Below are 18,302 nucleotides of genomic sequence, written 5' to 3'. Positions count from 1 at the left end.
ATTCAATTGTACGGAGCACTGCGGTGCGTTTATTGAATCTGACTCAGTGATTTATCCGGTCATATTCCCAATAGTGCTGCACTGCAACGCATTCGCGGTTGAAAAATGCGTCTGTGACCTGTCGAGCTGAACTTGACCGGACGTTTTCGGGCCGTACTGTCGCCTCAACAAAGCCGCCAAACGTGCGGCTACGAGGGAGGACAGTGCTATGGGCTTATGGTCGGCGATCCGTCGCGAGTGGTTTTATACGACGCAATTGGCGCGCATGCTGGGCGCACTGAAAAAAATCACGCCGGATTCTGACTATCTGACCCCGGACCTGTTTGAAGACAGCGTTGACAAGCACCAGCAACGTACGGCGTTCATCACTGAAAGCGGCGTTGAGATCAGCTACGCCCAGTTTGATCGCTACGCCAACCGGGTCGCCCATTGGGCGCTCACCCAGGGCCTGAAGCCCGGCGACACTGTCGCGCTCTACATGGCCAATCGCTGGGAATATGTGGCGATCTGGTACGGCCTGTCCAAGGTCGGCATCATGGCGGCGCTCCTCAACAACCAGATCACCGGGCACTCGCTGGCGCATTGCATCAACGTGTCGGGCGCCCAGCATGTGATCGTCGAGGGCGATATGGCGGAAGCGTATGAAAGCGCTTGCGAGTTGATTGACTGCGCCATGACGCCCTGGGTCAGCGACGGCGGACAGGCCAAGGCGCCCGGCGGCAAGGATTTTGATGCGGCGTTGTCCGGCCAGTCTGATGTGCGTCCTGACCGGTCCTATCGCGCTCAGTTCACCGCCAAGGACCCGTGCATGAAAATGTACACGTCGGGGACGACCGGCCTGCCAAAAGCGGCGATCGTGGCGCATACGCGCGCGCTGTATTACCTGCAGGTTTTCGGTGTATCCGGTCATGCGACCAAAGACGATCGCATGATGATGGTGCTGCCCATGTATCACGCCACCGGGGGGCTATGCGGGGTCGGCGCGGCGCTGTCGTTCGGCGGCGCTGTGATCGTGCGCAAGAAATTCTCTGCGACGCGCTTCTGGCAGGACGCCACCGAAACCGGCGCGACCATGCTGATGTATGTGGGTGAGCTGTGCCGCTTCCTGGTCGCCGCCGAACCCAATGAATGGGAAAAGAAACACAAGATCCGCATCGCCATCGGCAACGGTTTGCGCCCTGACGTCTGGCCCCGCTTTGTGGAGCGGTCCGGCATTCCGCGGATCATGGAGTTTTATGGCGCGACCGAAGGCAATGTGGGCCTGATCAATCTGGACTCCAAGCAAGGCGCCATCGGCCGCGTGCCGCCGCACCTGTCCAAACGCTTCAACATCAAGCTCGTCCAGTTTGACATGGACGAGGAAGCTCCGATTCGGGACGCCAACGGTCATTGCATCGAATGCAAACCCGGCGAGGTCGGCGAGGCGATTGGCGAGATTCGCGCCGATGACGCCCGCTATCGCTTTGATGGCTATGGCGATGAAGAAGCCACCAAGAAGAAGATTCTGCGTGACGTTTTTGACGAAGGTGATCTGTATTTCCGCACCGGCGATCTGATGAAACGCGACGCGCAGGGTTATTTCTACTTCGTCGACCGGGTGGGCGACACCTTCCGCTGGAAGTCGGAAAACGTCTCCACCAATGAAGTCGCGGAAGTGTTCGGCACGCACGACAAAGTCGTTCAGGCCAATGTCTATGGCGTGGAGGTGGCCGATTATTCGGGCAAGGCCGGCATGGTGGCGCTGGTGGCGGAAGACGGGCTGGATCTCAAATCGCTTCATGCGCATGTGACGAAAGAGCTGCCGCACTTTGCACGCCCGCTCTTCATTCGCCTGAGCAAAGATACTCAGGACGAGAACACGACCGGCACGTTCAAATTGAAGAAGACGGACCTGGTCAAACAGGGCTGGGACCCCGAAGCGATTCCCGAACCTGTATATTTCGATGATCCCGAAGCGGGGGAATACATTCCCCTGACCGCGGAGATTCGCGCCCAGATCATTTCCGGCGAAAAGCGGGTCTGATCATGGTGTTGTTGCCGGAAGACGTTCTCGACTTCTGGTTCGAGCAGGCTGGACCTAAAGCCTGGTTTTCGGTGGATGCGGCCTTTGACGCCCGTGTCCGCCGGATGCTGGGCCCGGCCTGTCACAGCTTTCTACAGACCCGTTCCGTGCTGGATCATCCCTGGATGGTCGAGCCCGACAGCGCACTCGCGCTGGTGATCGTGCTCGATCAGGCGCCGCGCAATGTCTGGCGTGGCTCGAACGCCGCGTTCAGGCTGGACCCGCTGGCGCGTGAAGCCGCCATGGCCATGCTGGAGGCCGGGTTTGACTGGGCCTTGCCCAAAGAGCGCAGGGCTTTCGTCTATTTGCCGTTCTCGCATTCTGAAGACATTGAGGATCAGGCCCTGGCGGTTCTGATGTGCGAGGAACGGTTGGGACCGGACAGCGAGAACACGCGTCATGCCCGCGCGCACATGGATGTGATCGCGCGCTTTGGCCGCTTCCCGCATCGCAACGCCGTGCTGGGGCGTACGCCGCGCGCCGAAGAGATCCGGTTTCTGGAAGAGGGCGGATATGCCCCCGGCTTGAAACGCCCGGCAAAATAATCCCAAGGGCAGTCCTGACTCAGCGCTGATCTTGAGAGTTTAATCTAACCAATTGATTTATTAGGCGTTGAGTTCGGCAGGCGCTTTGCAAGACGGGCAAGAAGCGATTTCTCAGGAGCCCCCGTTCATGTCCGCCCAACGCCAGTCCCGCATCACGCCGCTCGACATTCGCGCCATCGCCTTCACCCTGGTGGACCGCCATGGCGATCAGGCGCTGAACTATGCTGATCTTGCCGTGATGGAGCTTGAAGAAAAGGGCGAAGATGAAAGCGCCAACGCCTGGCGGGTGTTGCGCTGGGAAATTCAGGATGCTCTCTCGGGGGTGATTGTCCGTGAAAGTCCGATCCAGATGCAATAGTGCGCGGATGACATGGCAGTATGTCTTGCCATGCTGCACGCGCTCAGACAGCTTTAAGACATGAGCGACCCTTCACTCTTCGACACCTGGATCAGTCAGGCCGGGCTGAACGAATTGTTCAACCCGCAGAAAACCGTCACCGCCATGCGCGACGCCATGGCGCGGATGGAGGAACTGGTGGAGGTCGCGCCGCCTCCGGTCGCAGCCATCCATGATATCGAGATCGCAGGCGGCGCGGGTGCGCGCCCGGCGCGTGTGTATCTGCCTTATGGCGCGCAACCTGACAGCGGACCGGGCCTGATTTTCTATCATGGCGGCGGGTTCATGGTGGGCTCGCTCAAATCGCATGATCCGTTGTGCCGTCGTCTCGCGGCGGTGTCGGGCGTGCGCATCTGTTCGGTCGATTATCGACTGGCGCCCGAGCATCCTTTTCCCGCAGCCGTTGATGACGCCTTCGCCGCCATGGACGCCGCGCTGGCTGGGGAGCTTTCGGCCTACGGCTTTGATGCAGACCGTCTCGCGGTCGGCGGGGATTCTGCTGGCGGCAATCTGGCGGCGAGCGTCGCGCGTGAACGCCGCGATCAGCTGCACTATCAGCTCTTGCTCTATCCGCTGATGCAACTGTTGCAGACCAAGAAAGATCGTCCGCGCTGGCAGGAAGGTCCTTTGTTGTCCGAGTTCACGCTCGAAGAGATCCGCAAGCATTACATCGCCAGCGCCGATCCGGCTGATGTGCGGATTTCTCCGCTTCTGGCGGACGATCTGCAGGGCTTGCCGCCCGCCTATATCCTCGCCGCAGAGATGGACCCGCTGCTTGATGAGGGCGCGGCCTATCGCGATCGGCTGACAGCCTCGGGCGTCCCGGTGGAATACAAGCTCTGGAAGACCGTGCCGCACGGCTTCTTGAACATGTCACGCCTGTTTCCCGCCTGCATTTCGGCGATCGAGGCGTCTGCGCGCTCGCTCAGCAAGACCTTTGAGGCCTGAGCCTTGCCGAGGGCGGGGGCATATCTTAGCTCAACGCCATGAGCGTAACACCCAGATACCAAGCCGATCCGCGTTTCGCCGCTTTGGGCGACGCCTTTTCTGACACTGTGGAACCTGCCGACTTCCCCCAGGCGCATTTGCGCTGGTGGAATGCGCGCTGGGCGCAGGAGGTCGGGTTGGACGGGCTGGATGACGCAGAGCGCCAGGCGTATTTCCATCGCTTCTCGCCCTTGCCGGACAATCAGACCGAGCCGCGCGCCCTGCGCTATCACGGCCACCAGTTTCGCGTTTACAATCCGCAGATCGGCGATGGGCGGGGTTTTCTTTACGCCCAGCTTCGTGACAGCCATGACCGCTTGCTGGATCTGGGGACCAAAGGCTCGGGCCAGACGCCGTATTCGCGCTCCGGCGATGGGCGTTTGACCCTCAAGGGTGCGGTGCGTGAGGTGCTGGCCTCTGAAATGCTGGAGGCTCTTGGCGTCTACACATCCAAGACCTTTGTGGTGTTTGAGACCGGCGAACAGCTTCACCGCGGCGATGAACCGTCACCGACGCGCTCGGCTGTGATGACCCGGCTGCAGCATTCCCATCTGCGCTTCGGGGTGTTTCAGCGTCATGCCTATCATGACCGGCCGGACCTGATCTCTGAACTGGTCGAGTATGCGATTGAAAACCTGGCGCCAGAAGCCGCTGAGCTTGAGGGGGATCGGGCGACGGCCTTGCTGGAGGCTGTGGTGCGACGGTCGGCGACGCTGGCGGCGCAATGGATGGCGGCGGGGTTTGTTCACGGCGTTCTGAACACCGATAATCTGGTGGTGACTGGTGAGAGTTTTGATTACGGCCCCTGGCGCTTCCTGCCGTATTTTGAACCGGGCTTCACCGCCGCCTATTTTGACGAACAGGGGCTTTACGCGTATGCGCGTCAGCCCGAGAGCGTGTTCTGGGCGCTTCAGCAACTGGCGGCGGCGCTGAGCCTTGTGGGCGAACGCGACGGCCTGATCCAGGCGCTGGAACGGTACCCTGAGCTTTACAAGCGCGAGATCACCCACGCCTTTCATCACAGGCTGGGTGTTGAAGCGTTGGGCGATGACAGCGACGGCGAACTGGTCAGCGGTCTTTTGAACGCTGGTCGCGAGCTTCAGATCCCGTTTGAAGCCCTGTTTTTCGACTGGTTCGGCGGTGAGGCGTCGCGCGAACGCGCGCTGCATTCAGACCGGTCAGGCCTGTATCGTCAGGACGCCTTCGCGCCCGTGATCGAGGCGCTGAGTTCGCGGACGCCTGTGCGGCCCGAGCGCCTGTCTCATTCCTATTTCCAGCGCGAGGATCCTGTTCATATGACCATTGACCATGTGGAAGGCCTCTGGGCGCCGATCGCCGCAGATGATGACTGGTCAGCTTTCGAGCAGACATTGACGGATGTGAGCGAGGCTCGCCGCGCTTATGATCTGGGCCGGGACCGGATCGGCTTTCTGTCGGAGTAGGGCATGCTGGACATTCTACGTGCGGACGGGTTTGGCGATGACCGCATTGCGCATGGCTTCACCACGCGCACAGGCGGGACCAGCACCGGTCCTTACGCCAGCCTGAACCTGTCCTGGTCGCGCGGCGACGACAAAGCCGCCGTCGAAGCCAATCGCGCCCGCGTGTCACAGGCGTTCGACGGCGCCCGACTGGTCTTCGCCAATCAGGTTCATGGCGCGACAGTGCTGAAGGTGGACGCCGCCCCTGAGGACTGGTCCGCTGGTGAAGGCGATGCGCTGATCACCAATCAGCCCGGCCTCGCCTTGTGCGCCCAGACCGCCGATTGCACGCCGGTCCTGCTTTATGATCCCGAGAACGCCGCCATCGCCGCTATTCATGCGGGCTGGCGCGGAGTGATCGCCGAGGTCATTCCTGCGGCGATCAACGCCTTGAACCAAGCCTATGGCAGTCGCGCTGAAGCGCTGCAGGCTGTGATCGGCCCCGCTGTCAGTCCTGAAAATTACCGGGTCGGTCCGGAAGTGCTTGAGCAATTCGAGACGATGTTCGGACCGCTTGATGACGGACTAGCCTTGCCGCGCGACAGCGAGGGCGGCGCAGGGCTGAACGTCTCCGAAGGTGCGCGGCGTCAGCTGGTGCGCGCCGGGCTGTCAGAAGACGCCATAGAATGGCTGGAGGCCTGCACCTTTGCGGACGAGGACCGGTTCTTCTCGTGTCGCCGCGCGGCGCGGGACGGCCATGCCGGTCATTTCGGCGGTCAGTGCGGCGTCATCATGCTGACGGCTTAGGACAGAAGCTCGACCATGGCGTCGGCGATCACCGCCTCTTCATCGGTCGGGATCATCCAGACATCGACCGAGCTGTCCGCTGCGCTGATCCGGGCGGCGTCGTCGCGCACAGCCCGATTGGCGTCCTGGTCGATCGCGAGACCGAGATACTGAAAGCCTGAACAGATGCGCTTGCGCAGGGATTGGGCGTTCTCGCCCACACCGCCCGCGAACACCAATGCGTCCAGACCCTCCAGCACGCCCGTCAACGCCCCGATTTCCCGGCGACAGCGAAAGACGAAATAGTCCAGCGCCTGCGCCGCCTCTTGGGTCTCACTGGCTTCAAGCACGCGCATGTCGCCGGATAGCCCCGACAGGCCTTTCAGCCCGCTCTGTTTGTACAGAAGTTCGGTCAGGGCGGCGGCGTCCAGGCCTTCGGCCTCCATCAGGTGCAGCAGGACGCCGGGGTCGATCTGGCCGCAGCGCGTGGCCATGGGCAGCCCGTCCAGCGCGGAAAACCCCATGGTGGAACCGATGGATCGGCCATCCCTGACCGCGCACATGGATGCCCCGGCGCCCAGATGCGCCAGAATCACTTTTTGCGGCCGCCCGCCCGGAGACAGGTCCCCAAGACGCCGTGTCAGCCATTGATAGGACAGGCCGTGAAACCCGTATCGACGCACGCCCTTGTCAAAGTATTCCAGCGGCAGGGCGAAGGTGTCGTTCACCCAGGGATGGGTGCGATGAAACGCGGTGTCGAAGCATCCGATCTGAATGGCGTCAGGAAAGGCGCGCCGCGCCGCCTGCACGCCCGCCAGATTGTGCGGCTGGTGCAGAGGGGCGAGCGGGCTGAGCGCGTCAAGATCCGCTTCAACCTCCGGGGTCAGAATTACAGGATCGGTGAAGCGGGTCCCCCCATGTACGATCCTGTGCCCGACGCCGCGCACCTGATCGTCGATTTCATCGGCCAGGATGTCGAGCGCCGCCGCCATGGCGCCGCCATGATCAGCGGCGGCCGGGACAGCTTGCGTTTCTTCAGCGCCGTTTCTTTTCAAGGTCAGCTGCATGGCTTCGCCGACACCATCGATATGCCCGGTGAGCTGACGGTTCTGGCCATTGGCGGTGAAGACGGCGAATTTGAGCGAGGACGAGCCCGCATTCAGCACCACAAGGCTCATTGTGCGGCCTCTGGCACGGATTGAGTGAGGGCGGGCGCGGGATGACCGGTCTTGAGCCATTGGGCGTGCAGCGCCGCCACCGCGCAGGACATCAGGCGCGAGAACTCAGAATCCGCCCGGCTGGTCAGGATCACGGGGGCTGCCGCGCCCAGCACCACGCCGGCGCTTTCCGCGCGCGCTACAAATGTCAGCTCCTTGGCCAGCATGTTGCCCGCCTCCAGATTGGGCGCGACCAATATATCGGCGCGGCCTGCGACAGCGCCCGTCAGCCCCTTCACCCGCGCCGCTTCCAGATCCACGGCGTTGTCCATGGCCAGCGGCCCGTCCACCAGGCCGCCGGTGATCTGGCCGCGATCGGCCATTTTCGACAGGGCGGCGGCGTCGAGCGTCGACGGCAGGGCCGGGTTGATGGTCTCCACCGCTGACAGGATGCCGGCCTTGGGCAGTGCAATTCCAAGCCCGCGGGCCAGGTCGATGGCGTTCTGGGTGATGTCGGCCTTGGCCGACAGGTCGGGCGCAATGTTCACCGCCGCATCCGTGACCAGCAAAAGCTTGTCATGGGCGGGCACGTCCATCACGAAGACATGGGACAAGCGGCGTTCAGTGCGCAGCCCATGGCTGCGGTTCAGCACGGCGCGCAGCAGGGTGTCGGTATGCAAGTGCCCCTTCATCAGGCTTTGCGCCTGCCCGTCCGCCACCAGCTTGCAGGCGAGCGTCGCCGCGCTTTGGGCGTCTGGCGCCGCTTCAATGCGGATGCCGTCAAGGGAGCGCCCGGCAGCTTGTGCGGCCTTGGCGATGGCGTCTGGATCGCCCACCAGTATAGGCGTGATCAAGTCGCGATCCGCCGCCGCCATTGCGCCCGCCAAGGCATCTTCACTCTGGGGGCAAACGACGGCTGTGACGGCAGGGGCGATATCGCGGCAGGCGGTCAGCAAGCGTTCGAAATGGCGGTGGCGCTGCACCATCAGGTCCGGCAAGTCATACGGGCCGAAATGACGCGACTGGCTGGGCGGGACTACATCCAGTTCAGCGCTCAAGGCGGGGCCGTCGGGGCCATCTACGCTGGCGGAGAGGGTGACGTAATCCTTGTGCTTGGCGATGAGATGCACCCGGATCGCCACTTCATCGCCGATGCACACGGGTTCGCCCGTTTCAAAGCGCCATCTGCGTTCGCGCGAGCCCGGTCCGGGCAGGCGTTGGCCGACCACGGAAGAGATCAGGCTGGCGAGAAAGGCGGGCGGGCAAATCCCCTCGGGCTTGCCGTCGCCATCGCCATCCAGTTCCGGAATATGCAGCGGATTAAGGTCGCCCGACGCATGGGTATAGAACACCAAGGCATTGGGCGTGATCCGCCGTACCTCTTCCGCGCGTTGACCTACGCTCAGGGCGGATAGATCAAGACCCTGTCGGCCCGCTGTCTCGGTCATGGCGCACTCCTTGTATTCGAGCGCGCATTGTGTGCCCGAGCGCTACAAAGGTCGACCGTTATTGGCTTCAACCAGCATGCGGCGCAGTTTGCGCATGCCTCCGACCCAGCGGTCCCGCTCGCTGCCTTTCTTGGCGACGTATTCGGGGGTCTGGGCGTGGGTGGTCACCAGGAAACGGTTCTCCTCCATGGCCTTGAGCAGCGTCTCCGCGACCTCTTCAGGTTCGAGATAGCCGCTTAGCCCCTGGGCGCCGCCTTCAATGCCCTTTACCAGCGGCGTATTCACGCCTTCCGGGCACAGGCACTGAACCTTCAGGCCGTCATCGCCATGGGTGATCGCCAAACTCTCGGCAAACGATACCGCCGCCGCCTTGGTGGCGGAATAGGGGGCGTCGCCGATCTGGTTGAGCAGGCCGGCCGCCGAAGCCGTGATGATGAAGTGACCGTGCCGCTCCGCCATTGAGCGCGCCAGCATGCGTGCAGCGAAGACGCTGGCCATGACATTGACCTGCCAGCAGGCATCCCAGGACGGGGTTGGCGCATCGCCTGCGCCCCAACCAGGGCCGTCAGAGACGCCAATGCCGGCGTTTGACATGAAGATGTCCACAGGCCCCAGCTGACGCTCCACCCGATTGACCAGACGCGCCAGCGCGGATTCATCGGTGACGTCGACGCCCAGGCCGAACCCGCCGAATTGTTCACCCGCCGCTTTGGCGGCGTCATGATTGAGGTCTGCGATGACGACTTTGGCGCCGCGCGCATGAAAGGCGGACGCGCAAGCCTTGCCGATGCCGCTGGCGCCGCCGGTGACGATGGCGATTTTACCGTTGAGATCCACTGCTCTGTCCTCCCGCATGGTTTTGCAGGAAGCTTAAACGGTTAAGGACAAGTCGCAAGGCGCAAGGTGGGCGCCGGATCAGGCCACATCCAGCGCTGCGTGAAGGATCGCCATAACGATGGTCAGGGCGGCGCGATATTGCTCAAGCGTTTCAGGCTTGCGCACTGACGAGACCACATTGGCGTACTGTGAGCAGGCCTGTTGCAGGCGCTCTGCATCGCCTGAGAAGACAATCACCGGGATATGGGAGAAGGCGGGATTCTGTGACAGCTGCTCAAGAACCCAGACGCCGTCTTCACCCGCGAGCTTCAGGTCAAGGACAATACAATCATAATCAGGATTGGAGCGCACAAGGTCCAGGGTCTGCTCACCTTCCACGGCGCGATCGATAACGGCCGCTCCGGATTCTTCGCGGAGCATCTTCTCGAACAGAAAAGCCTCTTGGTCGTCATCTTCAACCAGGAGCAGAGTAGGTTTGTATGTTCCCATCGCCTTCATAGGGCATCCCCAAGCCTAAATTTTTGTCCATGTTGACGCTAATGTGACGTTTTGACTGTGAAAAGCGATATTTCGGATAATGTTGAATTTTGAACAGTTGCTAAGAAGCATTCTCAGGGGTCAAGTGAAAGCTTGTTCAGGTCGGGTGTGTTATTGCCTGTGATTGTGGTTGCTGCGCAAGTGCTTACGCTCCGGCAGTCTTGAAGACCGTTTCTGTTCATCTTTGTGTTCATTTTGTAACTGAACCGACAGGTTTCGGCGCGGCGCCTCCATTTCGCAATCCCGGTCTGCGACGGGTCGACAAACAGGCTCGCCTGCGCTGATTCGGCAATTGCGGCGCGTGAGTGGGGAGTCAGGTTGTCAGCTGGCTGGTGTCCCCGACTGGATTCGAACCAGTGGCCCTCAGATTAGGAATCTGATGCTCTATCCTGCTGAGCTACGGGGACACGCGCAGGGAAAATAAGCCGGGATGACAGGCGCGTCACCCCGGCGAATGCTTATTGCGGCGCCTGGGTCAGCGCGGCGCGGATTGCGGCGAGGTCCGCTAGTTTGAAATTCTGGCCGCCCGTGTCTTCGGCGTCGTCCTGCGCCAGGAACACGCCTTCGGGGTAGCCAGGCAAAGGCAGGGCGTGCACGTCGATGCCGTCTGTTTCGCTGGTGCGGTCGATCTCGCCGCCATTGATCTCGAAACGACCGATCAGGCCATTGTCAGCGGTGTTGAAGACAGCATAGGCGTTGTCGCCTTGGCTGGAGACGACGAGCCAGGGTGCGGCGCCGTCTTGCGGCCACAGGGCCACGCCTTCCGCATCGGCGATCAGGCTGTCAGAGTTCACGTCCGCCAGCTTGGAGCGCGCATCGCCGCTCTCAGGATCTGCGTCATAGACCCAGACCGCCACATTCTCTTCAGCGATATAAAGCGTGCCCGTCTGATCATCGACGGCGCAGCCTTCGGTGATCGTGCCCAGGGAGAAGCTGCGTACAGTCTCGCTGCGCATCGCCCCGTCTTCGAACCGCAGGCGTTGCTGCATCAGGCGACCGGTATCGTCTTCTGTGACAAAGGCGAACAGGGCGTTGTCGGACGGGCGCTGATACAGGCACAGGCCATAGGGATCGACAAAATCGAGCGGCAGGACCCCGCCGGGCGCCGCGCTCAGCGCTCCCGTTTCACGGTCGATGAAAAACACGGCCAGAGCGATATTGGTGCGATCCGAGGCGACCGCGATGTCCACGGTCTCATCGCCGGCCTCAAAGCCATAGCGCACATCGACATTGTTCATGCGCCCGGCGGCCAGGTATTGAGCGGTTTCTCCGTCCAGCGTGTAGACGTAGAGCCCGCTTTTCTTGTCTGTGCCGAGGATGCGCGACCGGGCCGGGTCTGCGGCGCGCCACAGGGCGGGATCATCCGCCGCGTCGCCAGCGCCGGCGACGGCTGCGGTTTCCATGCTGGCGGGGACAGAGACGCGCGGAAGGCTCGGCGCGGGAGCCCCGGAACAGGCGATTAAAGCGCCTGCGCACGCTGTCACAAAGAGCATAGAAACTGTCGTGCGCATAACGCATCCCCCTTTTGTCGGACTGAACCGGTTCTCTCGGCAGCTTGCATAAAGGGAGTGTCCTGTCTTGGACAAGTCGCGTTCAAGCATTGTCATATTGAGTGCGTACAGCCGACATAAAGCCGTATCGCAGGCAACATGAAAGTGTCGTCAGAGCTCTTCATAACCTCTTCCTCTCAGCGTGCAGTTTTGCGCGTGACTTATTGCGTCTTGATTTATGTCGGGGGACTTTCAGATGAAGCGTATGACCAGTTTGCTGGGTGCGGCGTCCATGATGGCGCTTGCGGCGGGGGCGGCCCAAGCGGGCGAGATTACCGGCCGTGTGACAGAATCGACCGGAACGGTCGGTCTTCAGGGCGCTATTGTCCGGATTTCCGAGACCGGTCAAACAGTGTCCTCCGCGCGTGACGGCTCCTTCCGTCTCAGCAATGTGCCGGCAGGTGATTTCACCCTGGTGGTGGATTATCTGGGCGCGGACGCCCAGACCCGTTCCGTCACCCTGATCAGCGCCGACGATCAGGTCGAGACCAATTTCGTGCTGGGCGCGGACGTCGCCGCCGATGACAATATTCTCATCATCGGTCAGCGCGGTCAGCTGACCAGCGCGCTGAACCGACAGCGGGCCGCAGCAGGTCTCATTTCTGTTCTGTCAGCCGACGCTGTGGACCGCCTGCCTGACGAAAACGTGGCGGAAGCCGCTCGCCGAATCGCGGGCGTCAACGTGCTCAACGATCAGGGCGAAGGCCGCTTTGTCTCGATCCGCGGCATCGACCCGAACTTGAACACCACCACGGTGAACGGCGTGCGCCTGCCGTCCCCTGAAGCGGACAACCGCCAGGTTCCGCTCGATGTGATCGATTCCGATGTCCTGTCCTCGATCGTGATCTCCAAATCGCTGACCCCGGACATGTCTGGCGACACCATTGGCGGCAATATCGAGATCGAGACGCTTTCGGGCCTGGATCAGGACGAGCGCCTGCTGCAGTTCAGCCTGCGCGGCATTTATGCCGATGTGGTGGAAGAGTTCGGCTATCGCGGCTCTCTGACCTTCGCCGACAACTTCATGGATGGCCGTCTGGGCGTCGCTCTGTCGATCTCCGACCAGCTCCGCAAGTTCGGCTCGGAAAACGCCGAAGTGGATGGCGGCTGGGAAACCGGCGTGTCGGTTCCGTTCCCGGGTGAGTTTGAGAACCGCAATTACGACATCACGCGCGAACGCACCTCCGTGGTCTTCAATCTCGATTTTGACGCCACTGAATCCACCAACCTCTATCTGCGCTCGACTTATTCCGATTTCTCCGATCAGGAATATCGCTCGCGGGTCGAGAACAAGTTTGAAGACCCTGATTATCTCGATAGCTCGTCGGGAGGCGGCGCCTTCTTTGACGCCTCCACCGGCGATGAGTTCGAAGTCGACCGCGACATCAAGGATCGTCTGGAAGAGCAGACCATCTACGCCATCGCTGTGGGCGGCGAGACCTTCACCGGTCCCTGGACGCTCGATTACCAGCTGGCCTACGCCTATGCCGAAGAAGCCGAGCCCGACCGGATCGATACCGGGTTTCGCGCCAAGTTCGATGAGGGCGTTTTCGGCGTCAACGTGAACGACGCCATGCTGCCGCAAGTGATTTTCGGCGACGCCGCCGCCGAGGCCGCCTATCTGGATGCGTCAAACTATGAGTTTGATGATCTGGAGTTCCTGAACGGCGTTGCGGAAGATGACGAATGGTCCTTCCAGTTCAACGTTCAGCGCGACATGGCGTTCGGTCAGTATTTCGGCTTTTTGAAATCCGGCGTTCAGTATCGCACCCGTGAAAAGTCCTATGATGCAACCACTTTGGTGTATGGCGGCTATGACGATGGATCCGGCGATGACCTGACCCTGGCCGGTTTCGCGTCGTCGGTGGAGTATCCGCTGGGTGAGTTCGGTCCGGCTGCAGTGCCTCAGACGGTTCGCGGTTTCTTCAACGCCAACCGCGCCAATTTCGAACTCGATGACACCGATACGCTGTTCGCCAGCGCCGGGGATGATTATTCCGCCTCGGAAGACGTCTTCTCGGCCTATCTGATGGGCTCTGTGGACATCGACGCCCTTCGTATCGTTGCGGGCGTTCGGGTTGAAGACACCCAGTTTGACACCACGGGCAACCAGATCGACGAAGATCTTGAGAGCGTCACCTCGGTCAGCGCCGAGAACGCGTACACTGACTGGCTGCCCAGCGTGAACCTGCGCTATGAAGCCGCCGAGAACGTGATCGTGCGCGGTGCGTACTACGCCTCGATCTCGCGCCCGAACCTGGCGCAGACGGCGCCGCGCATCGTCATCGACGATGATGACGAGGCCGAAGCCGGCAATCCGGATCTCGATCGCCAGCAGGCCCAGAACTTTGATCTGATGGTGGAGTATTATCCTACCGAAGACGCAGTGATCTCCGGCGGCGTGTTCTACAAGTCGATCGACAATCTGATCGCGACCTTCGTGGATGACAATCCGGGCCAGCTGAATGGCGCAGACATCAACGAGCTGACCACCTTCGCCAATATCGACGAGGCGGATCTGCTGGGCTTCGAGTTCAACTACCAGCAGGCGCTCACCATGCTGCCGAGCGTTCTGCAGCACACCCTCATCGGTGCGAACTACACGTATGTGGACTCCGAAGCGACGTTGGCGGATGGTCGTGAGATCACGCTGCCTCTGCAGTCCCAGAACGTTTTCAACCTGATGCTTGGCTATGATGACGGACGTCTCGATCTGCGCGCTGCGCTGTCGTATCGCGACGATTTCATTGATGAGCTGGGCGGCGAAGCGGCGGAAGACCGGATCGCTCTGGAACACACCCAGATTGATTTCTCCGCCAAGTACGATCTGACCGATAATCTGCGTCTGTATTTCGACTTCAAGAACGCCTTTGACGAGCCGTTCCGTGCGGCCTTCCGTGATGGCGGAGTTGAGTTGAACTCCCAGTATGAAGAGTATGGCTGGCAGACCCAGTTCGGCTTCCGCTACACCTTTGGCGGCTAGGCCTGAGCGTCTTTAACGACGCGCCATGGACTGCAAGCGCCCCGGAGCGAACAGCTCCGGGGCGCTTTGCTGTCCGCTGCACTATGTCGCGCGCCGGGTATTTCCAATAAAGGCGAGCTTGTCTTATAGCGCTGTCATGTTTCGTGCGTCTCACCCTGTCCTGTGCCGGATTGCGGCGGCCTTCATCGCCTTGCAGGCGTTGTGGTCGTCCATGGCGGCGACGGCCTATGCCGCTGGGTTTGATGAGGCGAAATATCTGTGCGGCACGCTGGCGATGGAGCTGGACGCGGAAGCCCGCGCCCAGATCGCCGAACTGGTCGCACTGACCGGACTGGAAGAGCCTCAAGACCACCCGTCAGGCTTTGAACCCTATGACTGCGTCGCCTGCGCGCTGGGGCATGTTGCGGCGGTGATCGCAGACGCGCCGCGCCTGGCGCACCGAACACCGATCCAGTCCGAACCCGCTTTCTTGCGGGTGGATCAGGCGAGCCCCCGCACGCCCACCGGCCCTCCCGTCGGGCTGCGCGCACCTCCGTTTTACAGCTGATCGTCTCCTCGCCGCGCCCGAAGGCGCGTGTCGGCGTCTGTCCCGTGGGGCGGGCGCGGAATCTGTTCTGTGAAATGAGAAACCATGTCTGTCATCCTGTGTGCGGGCGCGTCTGCGCTCGCCTTGTCCGCCGCAGCCTCAACCTCAACAGCCGAGGCTGCGCCCCAGTCTGACAATCCACGCTGGGTGGATGTCATCACCGTCACGGGCCGCTCGCCCTTGTCTCCAGACACGACTGCCGTCTCCACCGAGCTTGCGCCCGCGGTGGCGCCGGACGCCGCCGGGCTCGCTGCGCGCCTGCCTGGCGCGGCGCTCGTGGATAACGGCGCGCTATCGGGTCAGGTCCAGTATCGCGGCCTGTATGGCGCGCGTGTCGCTGTTCGCCTTGATGGGCAGGCCTTCCATTCGGGCGGCCCCAACCTTATGGATCCGCCGCTGCATTATGCGCCGGCGCCCTTGCTGGAGCGGCTGGAAGTGACACGCGGCCCGGCGCAGGTGAGCCAGGGTCCGTCCCTGAGCGCAGGTGTGAACGCGGTGTTCAAGCATGTCGACTATGCCGAGACCGCCAGCCCCGTTTTGAGCGCGGATATCACCTCCATCGTGCGCAGCGTCGACGAAAGCTATGCCGTCGGCGGCGTGGCCGGGATTGCGACGGATCGTCAGCGCTTTGAAGTGATCGCATCCACCGAGCGCGGTGAGGATCGAGACACGCCCTATGGCCCCCTGAATGGGACCGGCCATGCGCGCGATGTCTACGGTTTGGGCTATGGCCTGCGCCTGACCGCGAACACTGAAGTGACGGCGGACTTCCGGCGCCAGGAAGGCGGTGAGACGGGCAACCCGCCTTTCCCCATGGACATTCGCTATATGGACACCTCCACGAGCCGTCTGGGCCTGAATACGCAGGTTGAGGCATGGAGCTTGTCAGTGCGCGCCGAGCATGCGCGCGTCGATCACGCGATGAACAACTTTGATCAACGCCCGGCGCCGGCGCCCATGCGCTGGCGAGAGACTTTGGCGAGTTCTGAAACCGTGACATTCGGGTTCGATGCGGAACGCGCCCTGCGTGACGGCGTCTTGCGTCTCGGACTGGACCGCGCAGACATTCGTCATGACACCACCATCACCAATCCCATGAATGCAGACTTCTTCGTAACGCCGTTTCCTGATGTGGAGCTGGCGCGTACGGGCGCCTATGCCGAATGGGAGGGGCCGCTCTCGGCTTACGAGCTGTATGCCGGCGTGCGGCTCGACGCTCATGATGCAGATGCGGGCGAGCCGTCGCTTGGAGCGGCTCTGCCCATGGGGCCGCGCATGTTGGCGGCGGCGTTCTCTTCGGCGGATCGGTCCTGGGATGATATGACGGTGGACGGCCTGCTGCGCCTTGCGCGTCCCGTCACAGAAACCCTGACGCTGCGGGGCGCGCTGGCGCGCAAATCCCGCGTCGCCGGGCAGGTGGAGCGCTATGGCTGGCTGCCGATCACGGCGTCTGGCGGTCTGGCGGACGGCAACACCTATGTGGGGACGCTGGATCTGAACCCGGAAGTGGCGACCAGCCTGGAAGCGGGTTTCGACTATGCGTCAGACCGGGCGTATTTGCGGCCGACCGTCTATGTTGCTTGGGTCGAGGATTATATCCAGGGCGTTCCGGCAGATCCGAATACGCCGGGCGTCGCCGACACGCCGCTTGAAATGGTGTCGGCGATGAATGGGGATCCGACGCCCTTGCGGTTTTCCAATGTGGATGCGCGGCTTTACGGCATTGATGCGGATTTCGGTCTGGTCCTGACGCCGAGCTGGCGGTTGGACGGCGTGCTGACCTATGTGCGTGGCGAACGCGATGATGTGGACGATGACCTCTACCGCATCACCCCCGCCAGCTTGCGCCTGAGCGCCACCTATGAGCAGGCGGTGTGGTCCGCGACCGTCGAAACTTTGATGGTCGCCGAGCAAGACAAGGTGTCCGCCGAGAACAGCGAGCTGGAAACTCCGGGTCATGTGGTGCTGAACGCTTACGGGCGCTGGGCGGTCAATGATCAGGTCAGCCTGTCTGCGGGCGTCGAGAACATTCTCGACCAGCCCTATCGCGATCATTTGGCGGGCTATAATCGCAATTCCGGTCTCGGCGTGCCCGTTGGCGAACGTCTGCCGGGCGCTGGCGCGGGAGTCTGGTTGCGGCTCAATACCCGCTTCTAGGCTTTGATCTTGTGAGGCTGACAGGCAGTATGCTCCCCTTCTGGGGGAGTTCTAAATGCTCAAAATCGCGCTTTGCGTGTTGGTTTTGGCCAGCCTGTCAGCCTGTCATGCGCCGGAACGGGCCGAGGTTTCGAGCGTCGCGCCTCTGGGCGCGCGCTCGGGTCACAGCTTCACTTATCTGGATGAGGAGGGCGCACGGCAAACCGCCCTGCTTGCAGGAATACGAGGCGCGGAGACGCCGCACTCCCGTGAACAGCTTCAACGTCTTCTTGATGAAGCAGGGCCGGCGCTGATGTTGATCGAAACAGAGGCGGGACGCGACCGATATGAACGGGCTGTGGTTCTGGCGCTGTTTGATCGGATGGAGGATGAGGCGTATCTGGATGCTGAAATGGTGCGCTCCGGCCAAGCCATGGTCTGGCCCAGACCTGGCGGGGACGAGCGCGCCCATAGTCTGTATGCGCTGGAAGCTGAAGCGCGACTGGCCGCAGAGGGAGCTTGGGGCAGCGGTGATTTTACAATCCGAGATCCGGACCCGGACCGCCTGGCCCAGACTCTCGACAGCGCCCAGATCATTGAAGGCCGCGTCGTGGCGGTGGGAGAGGCGCGCAATGGCCGCCTTTATCTCAATTTTGGCCTGAATTGGCGCACGGATTTCACGGTGAGCCTGAACCGGGCGGACCGCGAGCGGTTTGAAGCGCAGGGGCTTTCGGACCCGGCCGAGTTGGAGGGCGCCGTCATTCGCGTACGAGGTTGGCTGTATGCCGAGAATGGACCCATGATCCATGTGTCGAGTCCGGCGCAGATCGAAATCCTCGATGCGCCAGACCCGACACCTTTGCCTTGAAC

General features: G+C 61.9%; 15 protein-coding genes and 1 tRNA gene. 10 read left to right on the top strand and 6 right to left on the bottom strand.

Annotated elements, in window-relative coordinates:
- Positions 1-208 precede the first annotated feature (208 nt).
- From G405_RS0104630 to pgeF, 6 genes are all read left to right on the top strand, one after another.
- Positions 209-2,023: a long-chain-acyl-CoA synthetase gene (locus G405_RS0104630; protein WP_022700337.1), complete on the top strand. Its 1,815-nt coding sequence runs from the start codon at positions 209-211 to the stop codon at positions 2,021-2,023.
- A gap of 2 nt (positions 2,024-2,025) precedes the next feature.
- Positions 2,026-2,607 carry a DUF924 family protein gene (locus G405_RS0104625; RefSeq protein WP_022700336.1) on the top strand — a complete coding sequence of 194 codons (582 nt, stop codon included), beginning with the start codon at positions 2,026-2,028 and terminating at the stop codon, positions 2,605-2,607.
- A 127-nt stretch (positions 2,608-2,734) separates the two neighbouring features.
- On the top strand, positions 2,735-2,965 hold the full coding sequence (locus G405_RS0104620; RefSeq protein ID WP_022700335.1) for a hypothetical protein: 231 nt from the start codon (positions 2,735-2,737) through the stop codon (positions 2,963-2,965).
- Positions 2,966-3,025: 60 nt separating this feature from the next.
- The gene (locus tag G405_RS0104615) at positions 3,026-3,952 is read left to right on the top strand and encodes an alpha/beta hydrolase (protein ID WP_022700334.1); all 927 of its coding nucleotides are present in this window, start codon (positions 3,026-3,028) and stop codon (positions 3,950-3,952) included.
- Positions 3,953-3,990: 38 nt separating this feature from the next.
- Complete coding sequence (locus G405_RS0104610) at positions 3,991-5,433, top strand: protein adenylyltransferase SelO family protein (RefSeq protein ID WP_022700333.1); 1,443 nt, start codon at positions 3,991-3,993, stop codon at positions 5,431-5,433.
- Between the two features lie 3 nt (positions 5,434-5,436).
- Positions 5,437-6,219 (top strand): peptidoglycan editing factor PgeF, encoded by a 783-nt coding sequence (gene pgeF, locus G405_RS0104605; RefSeq protein ID WP_022700332.1) that lies wholly within the window; start codon positions 5,437-5,439, stop codon positions 6,217-6,219.
- Here pgeF and G405_RS0104600 read toward each other — a convergent pair.
- The 6 genes from G405_RS0104600 to G405_RS0104575 form a co-directional block, all read right to left on the bottom strand.
- On the bottom strand, positions 6,216-7,376 hold the full coding sequence (locus G405_RS0104600) for an acetate/propionate family kinase (RefSeq protein ID WP_022700331.1): 1,161 nt from the start codon (positions 7,374-7,376) through the stop codon (positions 6,216-6,218). The genes pgeF and G405_RS0104600 overlap by 4 nt on opposite strands.
- Positions 7,373-8,803 carry a bifunctional enoyl-CoA hydratase/phosphate acetyltransferase gene (locus G405_RS0104595; RefSeq protein ID WP_022700330.1) on the bottom strand — a complete coding sequence of 477 codons (1,431 nt, stop codon included), beginning with the start codon at positions 8,801-8,803 and terminating at the stop codon, positions 7,373-7,375. Before G405_RS0104595 ends, G405_RS0104600 begins: the two co-directional genes overlap by 4 nt.
- A 42-nt stretch (positions 8,804-8,845) precedes the next feature.
- Positions 8,846-9,640: an SDR family NAD(P)-dependent oxidoreductase gene (locus tag G405_RS0104590; protein ID WP_022700329.1), complete on the bottom strand. Its 795-nt coding sequence runs from the start codon at positions 9,638-9,640 to the stop codon at positions 8,846-8,848.
- Positions 9,641-9,718: 78 nt separating this feature from the next.
- The gene (locus G405_RS0104585; protein WP_267878753.1) at positions 9,719-10,129 is read right to left on the bottom strand and encodes a response regulator; all 411 of its coding nucleotides are present in this window, start codon (positions 10,127-10,129) and stop codon (positions 9,719-9,721) included.
- Between the two features lie 378 nt (positions 10,130-10,507).
- Positions 10,508-10,584: transfer RNA gene (locus G405_RS0104580), tRNA-Arg, on the bottom strand.
- A 51-nt stretch (positions 10,585-10,635) separates the two neighbouring features.
- Entirely contained in the window at positions 10,636-11,670 is a 1,035-nt protein-coding gene (locus G405_RS0104575) for a phytase (protein ID WP_022700327.1), read from the bottom strand.
- 253 nt (positions 11,671-11,923) lie between these two features.
- Between G405_RS0104575 and G405_RS0104570 the strand changes: the two genes are divergently transcribed.
- The 4 genes from G405_RS0104570 (at position 11,924) to G405_RS16355 (ending at position 18,300) form a co-directional block, all read left to right on the top strand.
- Positions 11,924-14,710, top strand: a complete 2,787-nt coding sequence (locus G405_RS0104570; protein WP_169447492.1) for a TonB-dependent receptor — start codon at positions 11,924-11,926, stop codon at positions 14,708-14,710.
- 136 nt (positions 14,711-14,846) lie between these two features.
- Positions 14,847-15,257: a hypothetical protein gene (locus G405_RS0104565; RefSeq protein WP_022700325.1), complete on the top strand. Its 411-nt coding sequence runs from the start codon at positions 14,847-14,849 to the stop codon at positions 15,255-15,257.
- An 84-nt stretch (positions 15,258-15,341) separates the two neighbouring features.
- Positions 15,342-17,453 (top strand): TonB-dependent receptor plug domain-containing protein, encoded by a 2,112-nt coding sequence (locus G405_RS0104560; protein WP_022700324.1) that lies wholly within the window; start codon positions 15,342-15,344, stop codon positions 17,451-17,453.
- A 55-nt stretch (positions 17,454-17,508) separates the two neighbouring features.
- A complete protein-coding gene (locus G405_RS16355; RefSeq protein ID WP_022700323.1) occupies positions 17,509-18,300 on the top strand; it encodes a hypothetical protein in 792 nt (263 codons plus the stop codon).
- Positions 18,301-18,302 lie beyond the last annotated feature (2 nt).

Origin of the sequence: Oceanicaulis alexandrii DSM 11625, assembly GCF_000420265.1 — a bacterium.
Classification (GTDB): Bacteria; Pseudomonadota; Alphaproteobacteria; order Caulobacterales; family Maricaulaceae; genus Oceanicaulis; species Oceanicaulis alexandrii.
This window is presented reverse-complemented; position numbering and strand designations above follow the sequence as displayed.